Origin of the sequence: Pedococcus dokdonensis, from assembly GCF_900104525.1 — a bacterium.
GTDB lineage: Bacteria > Actinomycetota > Actinomycetes > Actinomycetales > Dermatophilaceae > Pedococcus > Pedococcus dokdonensis.
Genome location: NZ_LT629711.1, coordinates 1 through 17,448, shown reverse-complemented (window position 1 = coordinate 17,448; position 17,448 = coordinate 1). Strand labels below are relative to the sequence as shown.

Annotated in this window: 27 protein-coding genes and 3 pseudogenes; 1 reads left to right on the top strand and 29 read right to left on the bottom strand. The window is 68.5% G+C overall.

Annotated features, from left to right (window positions below):
* Positions 1-20 precede the first annotated feature (20 nt).
* The 29 genes and pseudogenes from rpsK to BLQ34_RS00015 all read right to left on the bottom strand — a co-directional run bounded on the left by rpsK (position 21) and on the right by BLQ34_RS00015 (position 15,448).
* Entirely contained in the window at positions 21-425 is a 405-nt protein-coding gene (gene rpsK, locus BLQ34_RS00155; protein ID WP_056883316.1) for a 30S ribosomal protein S11, read from the bottom strand.
* Positions 425-802: a 30S ribosomal protein S13 gene (rpsM, locus tag BLQ34_RS00150; protein ID WP_091779898.1), complete on the bottom strand. Its 378-nt coding sequence runs from the start codon at positions 800-802 to the stop codon at positions 425-427. Before rpsM ends, rpsK begins: the two co-directional genes overlap by 1 nt.
* A 213-nt stretch (positions 803-1,015) precedes the next feature.
* Positions 1,016-1,129, bottom strand: coding sequence for a 50S ribosomal protein L36 (gene rpmJ, locus BLQ34_RS00145; RefSeq protein ID WP_010148647.1), 114 nt, complete (start codon positions 1,127-1,129; stop codon positions 1,016-1,018).
* A 77-nt stretch (positions 1,130-1,206) separates the two neighbouring features.
* Positions 1,207-1,428, bottom strand: coding sequence for a translation initiation factor IF-1 (gene infA, locus BLQ34_RS00140; RefSeq protein WP_006946284.1), 222 nt, complete (start codon positions 1,426-1,428; stop codon positions 1,207-1,209).
* A 224-nt stretch (positions 1,429-1,652) separates the two neighbouring features.
* Complete coding sequence (gene map / locus BLQ34_RS00135; RefSeq protein ID WP_091779895.1) at positions 1,653-2,495, bottom strand: type I methionyl aminopeptidase; 843 nt, start codon at positions 2,493-2,495, stop codon at positions 1,653-1,655.
* Positions 2,495-3,070, bottom strand: coding sequence for an adenylate kinase (locus BLQ34_RS00130; RefSeq protein ID WP_091779892.1), 576 nt, complete (start codon positions 3,068-3,070; stop codon positions 2,495-2,497). The genes map and BLQ34_RS00130 overlap by 1 nt, the downstream gene beginning before the upstream one ends.
* On the bottom strand, positions 3,070-4,383 hold the full coding sequence (secY, locus tag BLQ34_RS00125) for a preprotein translocase subunit SecY (protein ID WP_091779889.1): 1,314 nt from the start codon (positions 4,381-4,383) through the stop codon (positions 3,070-3,072). Before secY ends, BLQ34_RS00130 begins: the two co-directional genes overlap by 1 nt.
* Positions 4,384-4,587: 204 nt before the next feature.
* Positions 4,588-5,073, bottom strand: coding sequence for a 50S ribosomal protein L15 (gene rplO, locus BLQ34_RS00120; RefSeq protein WP_091779886.1), 486 nt, complete (start codon positions 5,071-5,073; stop codon positions 4,588-4,590).
* Positions 5,074-5,075: 2 nt separating this feature from the next.
* Positions 5,076-5,258: a 50S ribosomal protein L30 gene (rpmD, locus tag BLQ34_RS00115; protein ID WP_035902503.1), complete on the bottom strand. Its 183-nt coding sequence runs from the start codon at positions 5,256-5,258 to the stop codon at positions 5,076-5,078.
* Positions 5,258-5,914 (bottom strand): 30S ribosomal protein S5, encoded by a 657-nt coding sequence (gene rpsE / locus BLQ34_RS00110; RefSeq protein ID WP_091779883.1) that lies wholly within the window; start codon positions 5,912-5,914, stop codon positions 5,258-5,260. Before rpsE ends, rpmD begins: the two co-directional genes overlap by 1 nt.
* 43 nt (positions 5,915-5,957) lie before the next feature.
* A complete protein-coding gene (rplR, locus tag BLQ34_RS00105) occupies positions 5,958-6,332 on the bottom strand; it encodes a 50S ribosomal protein L18 (RefSeq protein ID WP_056923987.1) in 375 nt (124 codons plus the stop codon).
* Positions 6,333-6,335: 3 nt separating this feature from the next.
* Entirely contained in the window at positions 6,336-6,872 is a 537-nt protein-coding gene (gene rplF, locus BLQ34_RS00100) for a 50S ribosomal protein L6 (RefSeq protein WP_091779880.1), read from the bottom strand.
* Between the two features lie 11 nt (positions 6,873-6,883).
* Complete coding sequence (gene rpsH / locus BLQ34_RS00095) at positions 6,884-7,282, bottom strand: 30S ribosomal protein S8 (protein WP_056923989.1); 399 nt, start codon at positions 7,280-7,282, stop codon at positions 6,884-6,886.
* Positions 7,283-7,361: 79 nt separating this feature from the next.
* Positions 7,362-7,547: a type Z 30S ribosomal protein S14 gene (locus BLQ34_RS00090; RefSeq protein ID WP_091779878.1), complete on the bottom strand. Its 186-nt coding sequence runs from the start codon at positions 7,545-7,547 to the stop codon at positions 7,362-7,364.
* Position 7,548: 1 nt separating this feature from the next.
* A complete protein-coding gene (gene rplE / locus BLQ34_RS00085; protein ID WP_091779875.1) occupies positions 7,549-8,121 on the bottom strand; it encodes a 50S ribosomal protein L5 in 573 nt (190 codons plus the stop codon).
* Positions 8,122-8,129: 8 nt separating this feature from the next.
* Complete coding sequence (gene rplX, locus BLQ34_RS00080) at positions 8,130-8,489, bottom strand: 50S ribosomal protein L24 (RefSeq protein WP_091779873.1); 360 nt, start codon at positions 8,487-8,489, stop codon at positions 8,130-8,132.
* Between the two features lie 3 nt (positions 8,490-8,492).
* Positions 8,493-8,861: a 50S ribosomal protein L14 gene (gene rplN / locus BLQ34_RS00075; protein ID WP_056923992.1), complete on the bottom strand. Its 369-nt coding sequence runs from the start codon at positions 8,859-8,861 to the stop codon at positions 8,493-8,495.
* A gap of 100 nt (positions 8,862-8,961) precedes the next feature.
* The gene (gene rpsQ / locus BLQ34_RS00070; RefSeq protein ID WP_091779869.1) at positions 8,962-9,264 is read right to left on the bottom strand and encodes a 30S ribosomal protein S17; all 303 of its coding nucleotides are present in this window, start codon (positions 9,262-9,264) and stop codon (positions 8,962-8,964) included.
* A complete protein-coding gene (gene rpmC, locus BLQ34_RS00065) occupies positions 9,261-9,515 on the bottom strand; it encodes a 50S ribosomal protein L29 (RefSeq protein WP_091779866.1) in 255 nt (84 codons plus the stop codon). The genes rpsQ and rpmC overlap by 4 nt, the downstream gene beginning before the upstream one ends.
* Positions 9,515-9,933: pseudogene (gene rplP / locus BLQ34_RS00060) on the bottom strand (50S ribosomal protein L16). The gene rpmC and the pseudogene rplP overlap by 1 nt, the downstream one beginning before the upstream one ends.
* A 1-nt stretch (position 9,934) precedes the next feature.
* Positions 9,935-10,753 carry a 30S ribosomal protein S3 gene (rpsC, locus tag BLQ34_RS00055; protein ID WP_091779863.1) on the bottom strand — a complete coding sequence of 273 codons (819 nt, stop codon included), beginning with the start codon at positions 10,751-10,753 and terminating at the stop codon, positions 9,935-9,937.
* Positions 10,753-11,121 (bottom strand): 50S ribosomal protein L22, encoded by a 369-nt coding sequence (rplV, locus tag BLQ34_RS00050; RefSeq protein ID WP_091788934.1) that lies wholly within the window; start codon positions 11,119-11,121, stop codon positions 10,753-10,755. The genes rpsC and rplV overlap by 1 nt, the downstream gene beginning before the upstream one ends.
* Before the next feature lie 32 nt (positions 11,122-11,153).
* Positions 11,154-11,435, bottom strand: a complete 282-nt coding sequence (gene rpsS, locus BLQ34_RS00045; protein WP_009775961.1) for a 30S ribosomal protein S19 — start codon at positions 11,433-11,435, stop codon at positions 11,154-11,156.
* Between the two features lie 15 nt (positions 11,436-11,450).
* Entirely contained in the window at positions 11,451-12,287 is an 837-nt protein-coding gene (gene rplB / locus BLQ34_RS00040) for a 50S ribosomal protein L2 (protein ID WP_091779860.1), read from the bottom strand.
* Between the two features lie 34 nt (positions 12,288-12,321).
* Positions 12,322-12,627 carry a 50S ribosomal protein L23 gene (rplW, locus tag BLQ34_RS00035; RefSeq protein WP_056915466.1) on the bottom strand — a complete coding sequence of 102 codons (306 nt, stop codon included), beginning with the start codon at positions 12,625-12,627 and terminating at the stop codon, positions 12,322-12,324.
* 224 nt (positions 12,628-12,851) lie between these two features.
* Positions 12,852-13,448, bottom strand: a pseudogene (rplD, locus tag BLQ34_RS00030) (50S ribosomal protein L4); the annotation flags it as partial.
* Between the two features lie 5 nt (positions 13,449-13,453).
* On the bottom strand, positions 13,454-14,110 hold the full coding sequence (gene rplC / locus BLQ34_RS00025; RefSeq protein WP_091779854.1) for a 50S ribosomal protein L3: 657 nt from the start codon (positions 14,108-14,110) through the stop codon (positions 13,454-13,456).
* A gap of 11 nt (positions 14,111-14,121) precedes the next feature.
* Positions 14,122-14,430 carry a 30S ribosomal protein S10 gene (rpsJ, locus tag BLQ34_RS00020; protein WP_009775966.1) on the bottom strand — a complete coding sequence of 103 codons (309 nt, stop codon included), beginning with the start codon at positions 14,428-14,430 and terminating at the stop codon, positions 14,122-14,124.
* 289 nt (positions 14,431-14,719) lie between these two features.
* Complete coding sequence (locus BLQ34_RS00015; protein ID WP_197674744.1) at positions 14,720-15,448, bottom strand: hypothetical protein; 729 nt, start codon at positions 15,446-15,448, stop codon at positions 14,720-14,722.
* 180 nt (positions 15,449-15,628) lie between these two features.
* On the opposite strand from BLQ34_RS00015, the pseudogene BLQ34_RS00010 reads away from it, so the two are divergent.
* Positions 15,629-17,323: pseudogene (locus tag BLQ34_RS00010) on the top strand (GNAT family N-acetyltransferase); the annotation flags it as partial.
* Positions 17,324-17,448 lie beyond the last annotated feature (125 nt).

The window sequence follows — 17,448 nt, the reverse complement described above, 5'->3', positions numbered from 1 at the left end:
TTATCTACCTTTCCCGTTAATCAGACGCGACGGCGCTTGGGCGGACGGACGCCGTTGTGCGGCGAGGGGGTGACGTCGCTGATCGCGCCGACCTCGAGGCCGGTGGCGGTCAGGGAGCGGATGGCGGTCTCACGACCGGAGCCGGGGCCCTTGACGAAGACGTCGACCTTGCGCATGCCGTGCTCCATCGCGCGACGGGCAGCGGCCTCGGCGGCCATCTGAGCGGCGAACGGGGTGGACTTGCGCGAGCCCTTGAAGCCGACCTGGCCGGCGGAGGCCCACGAGATCACGGCACCGGTGGGGTCCGTGATCGAGATGATGGTGTTGTTGAACGTGCTCTTGATGTGAGCGTGCCCGTGGGCGACGTTCTTCTTCTCCTTGCGGCGCACCTTCTTGGCGCCAGCGGTACGAGCCTTGGGAGGCATTACTTACCAACCTTCTTCTTGCCGGCGACGGTGCGCTTGGGGCCCTTGCGGGTGCGCGCGTTGGTCTTGGTGCGCTGACCGCGCACGGGCAGGCCGCGACGGTGCCGCAGACCCTCGTAGGAGCCGATCTCGACCTTGCGGCGGATGTCGGCGGCGATCTCGCGACGGAGGTCACCCTCGATCTTGACGTTCGCCTCGAGGTAGTCGCGGAGCTGGACCAGGTCGTTGTCGGTCAGGTCGCGGACGCGGGTGTTCGGGTCGACGCCCGTCGCGGCCAGGGCCTGCTGGGAGCGGGTGCGACCCACTCCGAAGATGTAGGTGAGAGCGATCTCGACGCGCTTCTCGCGCGGGAGATCCACACCAACAAGACGTGCCATGTTGGATGTTTCCTTTGTTCACCGGAGGTCTGGAGCAGTACCGTTCCGGGCTGGTTCCCGAAGCTTTCCTCGGGGCACCGGTCCCTGGCCTCCGGGCCGGGGGTGACGTCCTGGGCTGCGTCGATGACGCTGCTCTCAGGGGCCGGGTACTGCGGTCGATTCACTTGTCTGCGCTGCTCGAGGAGCTGCGAGTCGTGCTGGGTGGTGCTCTGGTCAGCCCTGGCGCTGCTTGTGGCGCAGGTTCTCGCAGATCACCATGACCCGACCGTGGCGGCGGATCACCTTGCACTTGTCGCAGATCTTCTTGACGCTCGGCTGGACCTTCATAGCCTCTGCTTCAGTCGATCTGGCACTGCCGATCCGGGCGGGCCGGCAGGTCTTGCGGGTGGTGCGGCTGAGCGGGCTCAGCGGTAGCGGAAGACGATCCGGCCACGGGTCAGGTCGTACGGGCTGAGCTCCACCACCACGCGGTCCTCGGGGAGGATCCGGATGTAGTGCTGACGCATCTTGCCCGAGATGTGAGCGAGAACCTTGTGACCGTTCGTGAGCTCGACCCGGAACATCGCGTTCGGGAGAGCCTCGACGATCGTGCCCTCGATCTCGATGACACCGTCCTTCTTGGCCATAGCCTCCACAATCTGTTGTCGTGCATGGTCGTGGTGGACCCCCGGACGGGGCACACACACGAATGCGGCGCGCGAGGTCGCGCACCGACAGACCAGTCTACGCCAGGACGGCGTGAGCACGAAATCGTGCTCAGGACCCCCACTTCTGGCCATGGGTGGCCCGTCCCGGAGCCGTTTCGGCCCTCCGGTGGGGCACCGGTGGCCAGAAGTGCAGGGAGGTGAGGTCAGGTGAGGGGGGCGTATGCCGCGCCGGCGGCTTCCAGCCGCTCCTTGCCGCCGTCGAGGGCGGTCAGCACCCAGAGGCCGGCATCGGTGACGGCCACGGTGTTCTCCCAGTGCGCCGCCCTGGACTTGTCGTTGGTCACGACCGTCCAGTCGTCCTCCAGCACGGTGGTGTCCGCGCTGCCGAGGGTCACCATCGGCTCGATCGCCACCGTCACGCCGGAGCGGACCGTGGGGCCCTTGTCGCGGACGCGGTAGTTGGGGACCTGCGGGTCCTGGTGCATCTCCGTGCCGATGCCGTGCCCGACGTAGTCCTCGACGATGCCGTAGTCCCGCCCGTCGCGCTCCCCCGACGCGACGATGCTGTCCTCGACACCTGCGCCCACCGCATACAACGACTCCCCCACCGCGAGCGCCGCGATGCCGGCCCACATCGAGTCCTCGGTGGCGTCGATCAGGGCAAGATCCTCGGGACGCCCCGCGTCGCGACCGCCCACGATCAGCGAGATGGCCGCGTCGCCGTGCCAGCCGTCGACGATGGCGCCACAGTCGATCGAGATGAGGTCACCTTCGGCGAGCACCCGCGACCCGGGGATGCCGTGCACGACCTCCTCGTTGACGGAGGTGCACAGGGAGCCGGTGAAGCCGTGGTAGCCGAGAAAGGACGGCGTGGCCCCGCACCCACGGATGTGCTCCTCGGCGAGCTCGTCGAGCTGCTTGGTCGTGATCCCCGGACGGACCGTCTGGGCCATCAGCTGGAGGGTCTGACCGACCACCAGCCCAGCCTTGCGCATGCGCAGGATCTGGTCGGGGGTCTTGGTCTCGATGCGGGACCGGCCGAACATCAGGATCGAGCAACCCCTTCGAGGGCTTCGGAGATGCGGAGGAAGACGTCGTCGACCGAGCCCATGCCGTCGACCTGCACGAGCAGGCCACGGGCGGAGTAGACCTCGGTCAGCGGGGCGGTCTCGCGGCGGTAGATCGCCTGGCGCTCGCGGATCACCTCTTCGGTGTCGTCCTCGCGCCCCTCGATCTCGGCCCGCTTGAGCAGCCGCTGGACGACCGCCTCCTGGTCGACGGTCAGCTCGAGCACCGCCTCGAGGGCGTGGCCGTGCTCGGCCAGGATCGCGTCGAGCGTCTCGACCTGGGCGGCGGTGCGCGGGAAGCCGTCGAGCAGGAAGCCCTGCTCGGCGTCGTCCTCGAACAGCCGGTCGCGCACGATCGCGTTGGTGATGTCGTCGGTGACGTAGCCACCGGACGCGAGCACCTCCTTGACCTGCAGGCCGAGCGGGGTCTCGTTCTTGATGTTGGCGCGGAAGATGTCACCGGTCGAGATCGCCGGGATGCCGAACTTGTCGGCGATCTTGGCCGCCTGCGTGCCCTTACCGGCACCGGGCGGACCCAGGATGATCAGACGCATTACCGAAGGAACCCTTCGTAGTGACGCTGCTGCAGCTGCGACTCGATCTGCTTCACGGTCTCCAGGCCCACACCGACGATGATGAGGATGGAGGTGCCACCGAACGGGAAGTTCTGGTTGGCGCCGACGAGCTTCAGTGCGATCAGCGGGATCAACGAGACGAGGCCGAGGTAGATGGCCCCTGGAACGGTGATGCGGGTGAGCACGTAGTCGAGGTACTCGGCCGTGGGTCGCCCGGCGCGGATACCTGGGATGAAGCCGCCGTAGCGCTTCATGTTGTCGGCCACCTCGACCGGGTTGAACGTGATCGACACGTAGAAGAACGTGAAGAACAGGATCAGCCCGACGTAGGTGACCATGTAGATCGGGTGGTCGCCGCGCACGAGGTGCGCGTCGATCCAGGTCACCCAGCCGGCCTGGTCGCCGGTGGTCGACCGGTTGAACTGTGCCAGCAACGACGGCAGCGCGAGCAGGGAAGAGGCGAAGATCACGGGGATGACGCCGGCCATGTTGACCTTGAGCGGGATGTAGGTCGAGGTCCCGCCGTACATCTGGCGGCCGACCTGCCGCTTGGCGTACTGCACCGGGATGCGGCGCTGGCTCTGCTCGACGAAGACGACCAGGGCGATGATCAGGAAGCCGAGCAGGATCACGCCGATGAAGACGTCCCAGCGACCGTCCTGCTGCTGGATGGCCCACAGCGAGCTCGGGAACGAGCTGGCGATCGAGGTGAAGATCAGCAGCGACATGCCGTTGCCGATGCCCTTGTCGGTGACCAGCTCACCGAGCCACATGACCACACCGGTGCCGGCGGTCATGGTGAGGACCATGATGACCAGGGTCGGGATCGACTCGTCGGGGAGGATCTTGGTGCAGTTCGGCCCGAACAGCGCGGAGGGGTTCTGGGCGAAGGTGATCAGCGTGGAGGACTGGAGCACGGCCAGACCGATGGTCAGGTAGCGGGTGTACTGGGTCATCTTCGTCTGGCCCTGCTGGCCCTCCTTCTTGAGGGCCTCGAACCGCGGGATGACCACGGTGAGGAGCTGCACGATGATGCTCGCCGTGATGTAGGGCATGATCCCGAGCGCGAAGATCGACAGCTGCAGGAGCGCGCCACCACTGAACAGGTTGGCCAGGCCGAGCACACCGGTGGTGTTGTCCGCACCCTTGATGCAGGCCTGCACGGCGGTGTAGCTCACACCGGGGACCGGCACGTGCGAGCCCATCCGGAAGATGATGACGATCGCGAGGGTGAACAGCAGCTTCCTGCGCAGGTCCGGCGTCTTGAACGCACGGGTGAAGGCGGTGAGCACAGGTCCTCCTGGTGACGCGGGCCGGTCGGGCCACGCGGTGATGACGGTCAGGCAATCCTAGGAAGGTTACCCCGGCCCGGGCCGCGGTTCCCAAAGGGCGTGCCCACGGCGCTGACAACAGCGCCCCGGACACCAAACGGGGTATGCCGCGTGCTCACCTGGAGAGGTGAGCCCGCGGCATACCCTCGAGCACAGCTGGTGTGGTCAGGCGGAGGTGACCGAGCCGCCAGCGGCCTCGATCTTCTCCTTGGCGGTCGCCGAGAACTTGTCAGCGGTCACGTTGACCTTGACGGTGATCTCGCCGGTGCCGAGCACCTTGACCGGGGAGTTGTCGCGGACCGCACCCTTGGCCACGAGATCGGCGACGGTCACGTCGCCACCCTCGGGGAAGAGCGCCGACAGCTTGTCCAGGTTGACGACCTGGAACTCCACGCGGAACGGGTTCTTGAAGCCACGCAGCTTCGGCAGACGCATGTGCAGCGGCATGGCGCCACCCTCGAAGCGCTCCGGAACCTGGTAGCGGGCCTTGGTGCCCTTGGTGCCGCGACCGGCGGTCTTGCCCTTGGAGCCCTCACCGCGACCCACGCGGGTCTTGGCGGTCTTGGCTCCCGGGGCGGGACGCAGGTGGTGCACCTTGAGGGCCGTGCCCTCAGGGGCGGCAGCGGCCTTGGCGGCCTTCTTCTCTGCCATGGTCAGTCAACCTCCTCGACGGCAACGAGGTGCGTCACCGTCTTGACCATCCCGCGGATCTCGGGACGGTCCTCCTTGACGACGACGTCGCCGATGCGCTTCAGACCGAGGCTGCGCAGCGTGTCACGCTGGTTCTGCTTGCCACCGATCTCGGAACGGGTCTGGGTCACCTTCAGCCGTGCCATCAGGCACCTGCCTTGGCGGCCTCGCGGCCGGCGGCCTGGGCGCGCAGCATGGCGGCCGGGGCGACCTGGTCGACCGGGAGCCCACGGCGCGCGGCCACGGCCTCCGGACGCTCGAGACCCTGCAGGGCCGCGACCGTCGCGTGGACGACGTTGATGGCGTTGTCCGAGCCGAGCGACTTGCTCAGCACGTCGTGGATGCCGGCGCACTCCAGGACCGCGCGGACCGGGCCACCGGCGATGACACCGGTACCGGGAGCGGCGGGGCGGAGCATGACGACACCGGCCGCGGCCTCACCCTGCACGGGGTGCGGGATGGTGCCCTGGATGCGCGGGACCTTGAAGAACTCCTTCTTGGCCTCCTCGACACCCTTGGCGATGGCCGCGGGAACTTCCTTGGCCTTGCCGTAGCCGACGCCGACGGTGCCGTCGCCGTCGCCCACGACCACGAGGGCGGTGAAGCTGAAGCGACGACCACCCTTGACGACCTTGGAGACGCGGTTGATGGTCACGACGCGCTCGACGTAGGCGCTCTTCTCGGCCTGGTCACGGCCACCGTCGCGACGGTTGTCGCGGCCACCGCGGCGGTCGCCGCGCTCACCACGAGCGTTGTCGCCGCCAGCAGCGGCACCAGTGCCTCGACGCTGGGGTCCGGGCATCAGATGTTCCTCATCTCAACAGTTGCAGTGTTCTTGGCGGCGGTCACAGGGCCAGCCCACCTTCGCGAGCGCCCTCGGCGATGGCCGCGACGCGACCGTGGTACTTGTTGCCACCACGGTCGAAGACGACGGCCTCGACACCGGCGCTCTTGGCACGCTCGGCGAGCAGCTCGCCCACCTTGCGGGCCTTGGCGGTCTTGTCACCCTCGAACGAACGCAGGTCCGCCTCCATGGTGGAGGCCGACGCCACGGTCTTGCCGATGGTGTCGTCGACGATCTGCACGAAGACGTGGCGCGAGGAGCGGGACACGACCAGACGCGGACGCACGGTCGTGCCGGTCACCTTCTTGCGCAGGCGCAGGTGGCGACGGCCGCGTGCAGCGGACTTGCCCTTGGCGCGCTTGACGATCATTGCCATGGCTTACTTACCGGCCTTTCCGACCTTGCGACGGATGTGCTCGCCCGCGTACCGCACGCCCTTGCCCTTGTACGGGTCGGGCTTGCGCAGCTTGCGGATGTTGGCAGCAACCTCGCCGACGAGCTGCTTGTCGATGCCCTGGACCGCGAAGCGGGTCGGGTTCTCGACGGCGAAGGAGATGCCCTCGGGGGCCTTGACGGTGATCGAGTGGCTGTAGCCGAGCGCGAACTCGAGGTCCCCGCCCTTGTTGGCCACGCGATAACCCGTGCCGTGGATCTCCATCTTCTTCTCATAGCCCTCGGTCACGCCGAGCACCATGTTGTTGATGAGCGAGCGGGTCAGGCCGTGCAGGGCACGGGACTGGCGCTCGTCGTTGGGGCGCTTGACCTCGAGGTCAGCGTCGCCCTTCTCGACCGTGATGGGCTCGGCCACGACGTGGCTGAGCTCGCCCTTGGGGCCCTTCACCTTGACGGTCTGGCCGTCGATGGTGACCTCGACACCGCTGGGGATGGAGACCGGGAGTCGTCCGATACGCGACATGTCGAATCCCCTTACCAGACGTAGGCGAGGACTTCCCCGCCCACACCCTTGGCTTTGGCCTGGCGGTCCGTGAGGAGACCAGACGAGGTGGACAGGATGGCCACACCGAGGCCGCCGAGCACCTTGGGCAGGTTCGTCGACTTGGCGTAGACGCGCAGACCGGGCTTGGAGACACGGCGCACGCCAGCGATGGACCGCTCGCGGTTGGGGCCGTACTTCAGCTCGATGGTCAGCGTCTTGCCGACCTCGGCGTCCTCGACCTTCCAGGAGGCGATGTAGCCCTCGGCCTGGAGGATCTCGGCGATGTGGGACTTCAGCTTGGAAAACGGCATGGAGACTGCGTCGTGGTGCGCCGAGTTGGCGTTCCGGACGCGGGTCAGCATGTCCGCAATCGGGTCAGTCATGGTCATGGGCTTCTCCGGCCCTCTCTCACCGTGGTTTCACTGCGGCTGCAGCGACCTGCGATGTAGGGATGAAAATCGGTGGGTATTACCAGGAGCTCTTGGTGACGCCGGGCAGCTCGCCGCGGTGAGCCATCTCGCGAAGGCAGATGCGGCACAGCCCGAACTTGCGGTAGACCGAGTGCGGTCGGCCGCAGCGCTGGCAGCGCGTGTAGGCGCGGACCTTGAACTTCGGCTTCTTGTTGGCCTTGTTGACCAGGGCGGTCTTCGCCATGTCAGTTCTCCTTGAAGGGGAAGCCGAGCGCCTTGAGCAGTGCGCGGCCCTCGTCGTCGTTGGTGGCGGTCGTCACCACGGTGATGTCCATGCCACGCACGCGGTCGATCCGGTCCTGGTCGATCTCGTGGAACATCGACTGCTCCGTGAGACCGAAGGTGTAGTTGCCCCTGCCGTCGAACTGCTGGGGCGACAGGCCACGGAAGTCACGGATGCGGGGCAGGCCCACCGACACGAGACGGTCGAGGAACTCCCACATGCGGTCGCCGCGCAGCGTGGTGTGCGCGCCGATCGGCATGCCCTCACGCAGCTTGAACTGGGCGATCGACTTGCGGGCCTTGGTGACCAGGGGCTTCTGGCCGGTGATGGCCGAGAGGTCCTTGATCGCGCCCTCGATGAGCTTGGCGTCCTTGGCGGCGTCACCGACACCCATGTTGACGACGACCTTGACCACGCCCGGCACCTGCATGACGTTCTGGTAGCCGAACTGCGTGAACAGCTGGCCCTTGATCTCGTCCGCGTAGCGCTGCTTGAGGCGCGGCGTCACCGCTGCGGAAACTTCAGTCTGGGTCATGGTCTCTCTCACAGGTCCTTGCCCGAGCGCACCGCGACACGGGTGCGAACGGTCTTGGTGCGGCCGTCGCGCTCGACGGTCTCGACGCGGGTCTTGATCCGCGTGCCGACCTTCTTGTCGTCAGGGTCGACGACCGCGACGTTGCTGACGTGGATCGCAGCCTCCTGGACGACCAGGCCACCGGTGCGGGTGCCGCGGGCGCTCTGACCGGCCTTGGTGTGGCGGGTCACCCGGTTGACACCCTCGACGAGCACCCGCTCGGTCTCGGGGTAGACGGCGATGACCTTGCCGATGCTGTTGCGGTCCTTGCCGGTGAGCACCTTGACGGTGTCACCCTTCTTGATCTTCATCTTCTTCTTGTCAGCCATGGGTCAGAGCACCTCCGGCGCCAGCGAGATGATCTTCATGAACTTCTTCTCACGCAGCTCACGGCCGACCGGGCCGAAGATGCGGGTGCCACGGGGGTCCCCGTCGGCCTTGAGGATGACGGCGGCGTTCTCGTCGAACTTGATGTACGACCCGTCACCGCGACGGCGCTCCTTGGTGGTGCGCACGATGACGGCCTTGACGACGTCGCCCTTCTTGACGTTGCCGCCGGGGATGGCGTCCTTGACGGCGGCGACGATGACGTCACCGATGCCGGCGTAACGACGACCCGAGCCACCGAGGACACGGATGCAAAGGATCTCCTTGGCACCAGTGTTGTCGGCGACACGCAGTCGCGACTCCTGCTGGATCACTTCTTACTCCTACTCGTCGTGCTGGTTCTCACCCTCGCGGGCGAGCCTGGCCGAACTGGACTGTCTGATGACAGATGGGCTTGCCGAGGCGGCAGGTGGCTTACTTGGCCTTCTCGAGGATCTCCACCACGCGCCAGCGCTTGGTGGCCGAGAGGGGACGGGTCTCCATGATCGCGACGCGGTCACCGATGCCGGCGGCGTTGTCCTCGTCATGGGCCTTGACCTTGCTCGAGCGCCGCAGGACCTTGCCGTAGAGCGCGTGCTTGACGCGGTCCTCGACCTCGACCACCACGGTCTTGTCCATCTTGTCGCTGACCACGTAACCCTGACGGGTCTTGCGGTAGTTGCGGTCCTGCGCCTTCACGGCCTCATCCACGGTGTCGTCCTTGGTGTTCTTGGTCATGCCGACTCCTCCTCGGCCGATGCACTCGGGCTCTGCCCGATCCCGAGCTCGCGCTCACGCAGCTCGGTGTAGATGCGGGCGATGTCCTTGCGGACGGCGCGCAGGCGGCCGTGGTTGTCCAGCTGGCCGGTGGCCGACTGGAACCGGAGGTTGAACAGCTCCTCCTTGGCCTTGCGCAGCTCGTCGACCAGGCGGTCGTCGTCGAGACCACGCAGGTTCGCCGACACCAGGTCCTTGGATCCGACTGCCATCAGATGTCACCACCCTCACGCCGAACGAAGCGGCACTTCATGGGGAGCTTGTGCATCGCCAGACGCATGGCCTCACGGGCGACCTCTTCGGACACACCGGACACCTCGAACATCACGCGACCAGGCTTGATGTTGGCGATCCACCACTCGGGGAGCCCTTACCGGAACCCATGCGGGTCTCGGCCGGCTTCTTGGTCAGCGGGCGGTCGGGGTAGATGTTGATCCACACCTTTCCACCACGCTTCATGTAACGCGTCATCGCAATACGAGCGGACTCGATCTGGCGGTTGGTGACGTAGGCGGGCTCGAGGGCCTGGATGCCGTAGTCGCCGAACGCGATCTTGGTGCCACCCTTGGCAGCGCCCGAGCGACCCGGGTGGTGCTGCTTGCGGTGCTTGACTCGACGAGGAATCAACATGTCAGGACTGCTCTCCCTCAGTGCTGGCTGCGGTCGCCTCAGCGGCGGGGGCCTCAGCAGCGGTCTCGGTGGCGGCGGCCTCCGGACGCTCGCGACGGGCGCGGGCCGGACGGTCGGCACCGTCACGACGGGGGCCACGGCTCGGGCGCGGCGCAGCAGCCTGCTGCTGGGCCAGCTCACGGGCGGTGACGTCACCCTTGTAGATCCACACCTTGACGCCGATGCGGCCGAAGGTGGTGCGGGCCTCGTAGAAGCCGTAGTCGATCTGCGCACGCAGGGTGTGCAGCGGGACGCGACCCTCACGGTAGAACTCCGTGCGGGACATCTCGGCGCCGCCGAGGCGACCGGAGACCTGGACACGGATGCCCTTGGCGCCGGCGCGGGTGGCGGACTGCATGCCCTTGCGCATCGCGCGACGGAACGACACGCGAGCAGAGAGCTGCTCGGCGATGCCCTGCGCGACGAGCTGGCTGTCGACCTCGGGGTTCTTGACCTCGAGGATGTTCAGCTGGACCTGCTTGCCGGTGAGCTTCTCGAGCTCGCCACGGATGCGGTCGGCCTCGGCGCCGCGGCGACCGATGACGATGCCCGGGCGCGCAGTGTGGATGTCCACACGGACGCGGTCACGGGTGCGCTCGATCTCGACGCGGGAGATGCCGGCCCGCTCCATGCCCTCGGACATGAGCTTGCGGATGGCGACGTCTTCCTTGACGTAGTCGCGGTAGCGCTGACCCTCCTTGGTGGAGTCAGCGAACCAGCGGCTCTTGTGCTCGGTGGTGATACCGAGGCGGAAGCCGTGCGGGTTGACCTTCTGACCCATTAGCGGGTGCCTCCCTTGGTGGTCTTCGGCGTGACGACCACGGTGATGTGGCTGGTCCGCTTGTTGATGCGTGCCGCGCGGCCCTGGGCCCGCGGGCGGAACCGCTTCATGGTCGGACCCTCGTCGACGAAGGCGGCGCTGATGACCAGGTCGCGCTCGTCGAACGCCTCGGAGGCCTTGTCGGCCTTGACCCGGGCGTTGGCGATGGCGCTCTCGAGCACCTTCTGGATCGGGTCGGACGCGGACTGCGGCGCGAACCGCAGCACGGCAATCGCCTCGACGGCCTGCTTGCCGCGGATCAGGTCCACGATGCGGCGGGCCTTCTGGGGCGTGACGCGGACGTGCCGCGCACTCGCCTTGGCTTCCATCACGTTGTCCTTGTTGTCGGTGGAGGCGGTCATCAGCGACGACGCCCCTTCTTGTCGTCCTTCACGTGACCCTTGAACGTGCGGGTCGGCGCGAACTCACCGAGCTTGTGACCGACCATCGACTCGGTGACGAACACCGGGACGTGCTTGCGGCCGTCGTGCACGGCGAGGGTGTGACCCAGCATGTCGGGGCTGATGACCGACCGACGCGACCAGGTCTTGATGACGTTCTTGGTACCCGCTTCGTTCTGGACGTCGACCTTCTTCTGAAGGTGGTCGTCGATGAAGGGGCCCTTCTTCAAACTGCGAGGCATGCTTCCAGGCTCCTATCAGCGCTTCTTGCCAGTACGACGGCGGCGAACGATCAGCTTGTCGCTCGGCTTGCCGGGGCGGCGGGTGCGGCCCTCGGCCTGACCCCAGGGGCTGACCGGGTGGCGACCACCGGAGGTCTTGCCCTCACCACCACCGTGCGGGTGGTCGACCGGGTTCATGGCGACACCACGGACGGTCGGGCGCTTGCCCTTCCACCGCATGCGGCCGGCCTTGCCCCAGTTGATGTTGGACTGCTCGGCGTTGCCCACCTCGCCGACCGTGGCGCGGCAGCGCAGGTCGACGTTGCGGATCTCACCGGACGGCATGCGCAGCTGCGCGTAGGGGCCGTCCTTGGCGACGAGCTGCACGCGCACACCGGCCGAGCGGGCGATCTTCGCGCCGCCACCGGGCTTGAGCTCGACGGCGTGGATGACCGTACCGGTCGGGATGTTGCGCAGCGGCAGGCTGTTGCCGGGCTTGATGTCGGCCGAGGGGCCGTTCTCGATGTTGGCGCCCTGCTCCAGGCCACGGGGGGCCAGGATGTAGCGCTTCTCACCGTCGGCGTAGTGCAGCAGCGCGATGCGCGCGGTGCGGTTGGGGTCGTACTCGATGTGAGCGACCTTGGCCGGCACGCCGTCCTTGTCGTGGCGACGGAAGTCGATGACGCGGTAGGCGCGCTTGTGGCCACCACCGATGTGGCGGGTGGTGATGCGGCCGTTGCTGTTGCGTCCACCGGACTTCGTCAGCGGGCGGACCAGCGACTTCTCCGGCGTGGAGCGCGTGACCTCGACGAAGTCGGCGACGCTGGAGCCACGACGGCCAGGCGTCGTCGGCTTGTACTTGCGGATACCCATGGTTAGTGATCCCTTACGTTTCTCAGCGTGTCCGTCAGGCGCCGGCACCGAAGATGTCGATCGAGCCCTCGCGGAGGGTGACGATCGCACGCTTGGTGTCCTTGCGCTTGCCGATGCCGAACCGGGTGCGGCGGGTCTTGCCGACTCGGTTGAGGGTGTGGACGGAGTCGACCTTCACTCCGAAGACGCGCTCGACGGCGATCTTGATCTCGGTCTTGTTGGCCCGGGGGTCGACGATGAAGGTGTACTTGCCCTGGTCGAGCAGCGAGTACGACTTCTCCGACACGACCGGTGCGATCAGGATGTCGCGCGGGTCCTTGCCTGCAGCGAGGCTGCTCACTTGGTCTCCTCCTCGGCCTTGTCGTCCGCGTCGGCCTTGGCGGCCTTCGTGGCGGTGGCCTTCTTCGCGGCGGCCTTCTTGGCGGGCTTCTCAGCCTTCTCAGCCTTCTCAGCCTTGGCGGGCTTGTCGGCCTTGTCAGCCTTGGCAGCGGTCTTGGTGGCCTTGGCGGGCTTCTCGTCCGCAGCCTCGTCGGTCACGATGGTGACCTCGACGCCACCGACCGGCTGGGCCTTGGTGACGAACGCCTCGAGGCCGGCCTTGGTGAACACGACGTCGTCCGCGCACAGCACGTCATACGTGTTGAGCTGGTCGGCGGCGAGCACGTGCACGCCGTCGAGGTTGCGGACCGACTTCAGCGACACCAGGTCGCTGCGGTCGAGCACGACGAGCAGGTTGGTGCGCTCGGTCAGACCGGCGAGCAGCGCGGCGGCGTCCTTGGTGGACGGGGCGGACCCCGTCACCAGCGACTCGACGACGTGCACGCGGTCGTGGCGGGCCCGGTCGGAGAGGGCGCCACGCAGGGCGGCGGCCTTCATCTTCTTGGGGGTGCGCTGGGAGTAGTCACGCGGCTGCGGGCCGTGGACGACGCCACCACCGGCGAACTGCGGGGCGCGGGTCGAGCCCTGACGGGCGCGGCCGGTGCCCTTCTGGCGGTAAGGCTTGCGGCCACCACCGCGGACCTCGCCGCGGGTCTTGGTGGAGTGCGTGCCCTGACGCGCAGCGGCCAGCTGGGCCACGACGACCTGGTGGATCAGCGGGACGTTGACCTGGACGTCGAAGATCTCGGCGGGCAGGTCGGCGACGACAGTCTTGGTAGCCATGGTGATCAGGCTCCCTTCGCAGCCGTGCGGACGAGGACCGTGCCGTTGCGGGGGCCGGGGACGGCACCCTTGACGAGCAGCAGGCCCCGCTCCACGTCCACGGCGTGGATCGTGAGGTTCTGGGTGGTCTGGCGCACGCCGCCCATGCGGCCGGCCATGCGCATGCCCTTGAAGACGCGACCCGGGGTGGCGCAGCCACCGATCGAGCCCGGCTTGCGGTGGTTCTTGTGGGCACCGTGGGAGGAGCTGACGCCGTGGAAGCCGTGTCGCTTCATGACGCCGGCGAAGCCCTTGCCCTTGGTGGTGCCGGTGACGTCGATGTCCTGGCCGGCCTCGAAGGTCTCGACCGTGACTTCCTGGCCGAGCGAGTACTCGGCGGCGTCAGCGGTGCGGAGCTCCACGAGGTGGCGACGCGGGGTCACGCCGGCCTTCTCGAAGTGCCCGGTCAGGGGCTTGGTCACCTTGCGGGGGTCGATGGCGCCGAACGCGATCTGGACGGCGTCGTAGCCGTCGGTCGCGCTGGCGCGCACCTGCGTCACGACGCAGGGACCCGCCTGGATGACGGTGACGGGGACGAGCCGGTTCTCGGCGTCCCACACCTGGGTCATGCCGAGCTTCGTGCCCAGCACACCCTTCACGGTCTTGGTAGCAGTGGTGGTCATTGTCGCCAGCCTCAGAGCTTGATCTCGATGTTGACGTCAGCCGGCAGGTCGAGGCGCATCAGCGAGTCGACGGCCTTGGGCGTCGGGTCGATGATGTCGATCAAGCGCTTGTGGGTGCGCATCTCGAAGTGCTCGCGGCTGTCCTTGTACTTGTGGGGCGAACGGATCACCACGAAGACGTTCTTCTCCGTGGGCAGCGGCACAGGGCCGACCACCGTCGCACCGGCACGGGTCACCGTGTCGACAATCTTGCGCGCCGAGTTGTCGATGACCTCGTGGTCATACGACTTCAGTCGGATGCGGATCTTCTGTCCCGCCATCTCCGTTACGTCTCTCTCTCGCCGAACATCTAGCTTGTGGCCGCCTCTGCGTCCCTCCGACCCCCGCGGTCGGGTGTGTCGCACCCGCTCCGCGGCCCGACGACATGCGCTTCCACGCAGATCGTGCGGATTTCTCGGAAGTCCGGCAGAGCCGGGGCTTGCGCTTCCCTGGAGTGTCGCCCCGTGCGTGAGAGCACGGTTCGAGGTGTGGCACCGGGGGTGGCGGCGTCGACATGGGTCAACGGCGCGCGTCAAGCAACCGGTCCAGTGTGCCAGAGCGGGCGGTGACCTACCAAATCGAGCCGCAGGCACCCGGCATACCCGTGCCGGTGGCGCGTCGCAGGCCGCCCGAATGCCCCATCGCAGCACGAAACGGACCACGGCCACGCGCTCGCGGGGGAACGAGGCGTGGCCGTGGCCGGTGGTGCGGCGGGCCCGGGTCAGGGCGGGGCCCACCCCCGAGCACACCTGCGTCGAAGGCCTTGAGCACCGATGCCTGGTCGGCGGCGGACAGCTTCCCGGCCTTGACCGCGGCGTCGAGCCGGGTCGACAGGTCCGTCCGACGGCCGGCCTCGCGCTGGGCCCGGACCCCGTCGAGAGCGGCCTGCACCTTGGCCTCGCCGACGCCGAGGGCCTTGGCCAGCGCGGCGACGTGGGCCTTCTCGCGGGCCTGGCGCTGGGCTTCCGTGGGCGGGGTGGGCCTGGTCCCCTCGGCCGGCGGTGTGGGCGGCTGGTCGGTCGCCCGCACCTTCTCCAGCGCCGCGGTGACCTTGGCCTCGGTCAGGCCGAGCTGCTTGGCGAGCGCGGCGGCGTCGAGGCCACCGGGTCCGCCGTGCCGGCCGCCGGGTCCGCCGCCCGGGCCGGCTCGTCCCGGCCCCTCCTGGGAGGGTGCCGTCGTGGTCGTCCCGCTCGGGCTCGGCGTGCTGTCGGCCATCGCCGCGCTCGCGCCGAGGCCCGCGACGACGGCGGCCACGCCTCCGGCTGCGGCGATCTTCAGGGTCTTGCTGACGGTGGGCATCGTGGGCGCACTTCCTTTCGGAGACACAGTCTCTCGGTCACGGGACGCTGCGGTGCGTCCCTGCTCCCTCGAGGCTGCGTCCCCCCGCTTGGAGGCACCCGTGGCGAACCTGTCACCAGGCTGTCATTCCAGCGGGACGTCCACAGCCGCGCGTGGCCGCCGGGCTGGCAGGATCGGGCCATGCAGGAGGAACCGCAGGCGCCCGGACCGGCTCACGCAGGTCCCGGCCGCACCCGTCAGTCGCTCGTGTACCGCGCCGGCGTGCTCGGGTCGCGACCCACCGTGCCCACCGACTTCGCCGAGCTGGAGCGCCGCGCGCAGGCCGAGATGTCGCCGCGGGCCTGGGCGTACGTCGCCGGCGCGGCCGGCGAGGGCACGACTGCCCGCGCCAACCGGGTCGCCTTCGAGCGGCACCGCATCGTGCCTCGTATGCTGCCCGGCCGGGTCAGCCGGGACCTGTCCGTCGAGCTGCTCGGCCGGCGGCTGCCGGCACCGGTGCTGCTCGCCCCGGTGGGCGCGGCCGGCCTCGTGCGACGCGACAGCGACACCGCGATCGGGGCAGCCGCCGCCGAGCTGGGCCTGCCCTACATCCTCAGCAACCAGGGCTGCTCCCCGATGGAGGACGTCGCCGCCGCGATGGCGTCGGGGCCGCGGTGGTTCCAGCTCTACTGGTCGACCGACGAGCCGCTCGTCGACAGCCTGCTCGCGCGGGCCGAGGCCAGCGGGGCCGAGGCCGTCGTGGTCACGCTCGACACGACGATGCTGGGCTGGCGACCGCAGGACCTCAACCTCGGATCGCTGCCGTTCTCGCAGGGCATCGGGATCGCGCAGTACACCTCCGATCCCCGCTTCCAGGAGATCGTCGCCGAGCGGGTGGCGGCGAAGGCGGCCGGGAACGGCGGGTCCGACGACGTGAAGGTGACCCTCGGCGCGCTGCGGTCACTCCTGTCGATCAGCCGGGAGCACCCCGGCGACCTGCGCACGAACCTGCGCTCCCCCGTGCCCCGGGCCGCCGTCGAGACGTTCCTCGACATCTACTCCAACCCCGGCCTCACCTGGGACCGGTTGGCCACCCTGCGCGACCGCACCTCGTTGCCGTTCCTCGTCAAGGGCGTGCTCCACCCCGACGACGCCGCCCGGGCGGTCGAGATCGGAGCGAGCGGCATCGTGGTCAGCAACCACGGAGGGCGTCAGGTCGATGGCGCGATCGCCTCGCTCGACGCCCTGCCGGCGGTCCGGTCTGCCGTGGGACCCGACCTCCCGGTCGTGCTCGACAGCGGGGTCCGGACCGGCAGCGACGTGGTCAAGGCGCTGGCGCTCGGGGCCGACGCCGTCGCGATCGGGCGCCCGTACGTCTACGGGCTGGCGCTGGCCGGCCGCGACGGCGTGCGCGACGTGCTCGCCAACATCGTCGCCGAGCTCGACCTCACGATGGCCTGTCCGGCATCGGCTCGGTGGCCGAGCTCGGTCCGGAGCTGCTGGCGACGGCACCGTGATGGCCCGGCCGGGTCTGACCACCGACCGGCTGGCGCTGCGCCCGCTGTCGGCGACGAGAGCGACCTGCTCGTCGAGCTCGACGGCGACCCCGCCGTGATGGCGCACCTCACCGGTCGCGCCACGCCTGCCGAGGAGGCGATCGAGGTGTGGCTGCCGCAACGCACCGACCCCGCGCACGACGCCCTGGGGCTGGGTTACTGGTCGGCCTACGAGGGCGACGAGTTCGTCGGCTGGCTGTGCCTGACGCCGACCGCCGACGGCGAGGCGGAGCTCGGCTACCGGCTGCGCCAGCGGGCCTGGGGTCGCGGCCTGGCCAGCGAGGGCGCCGCCCGCCTCGTGCAACACGGTTTCGAGACGGTGCGGCTGCAGCGGATCTGGGCCGAGACGATGGCTGTCAACGCGCGCTCCCGTGCGGTGCTAGAGCGGATCGGCCTGCGCCACGCGCGCACGAGGTGCGCGAGTGGGCCGACCCCCTGCCCGGCGCCGAGCTCGGCGAGGTGGTC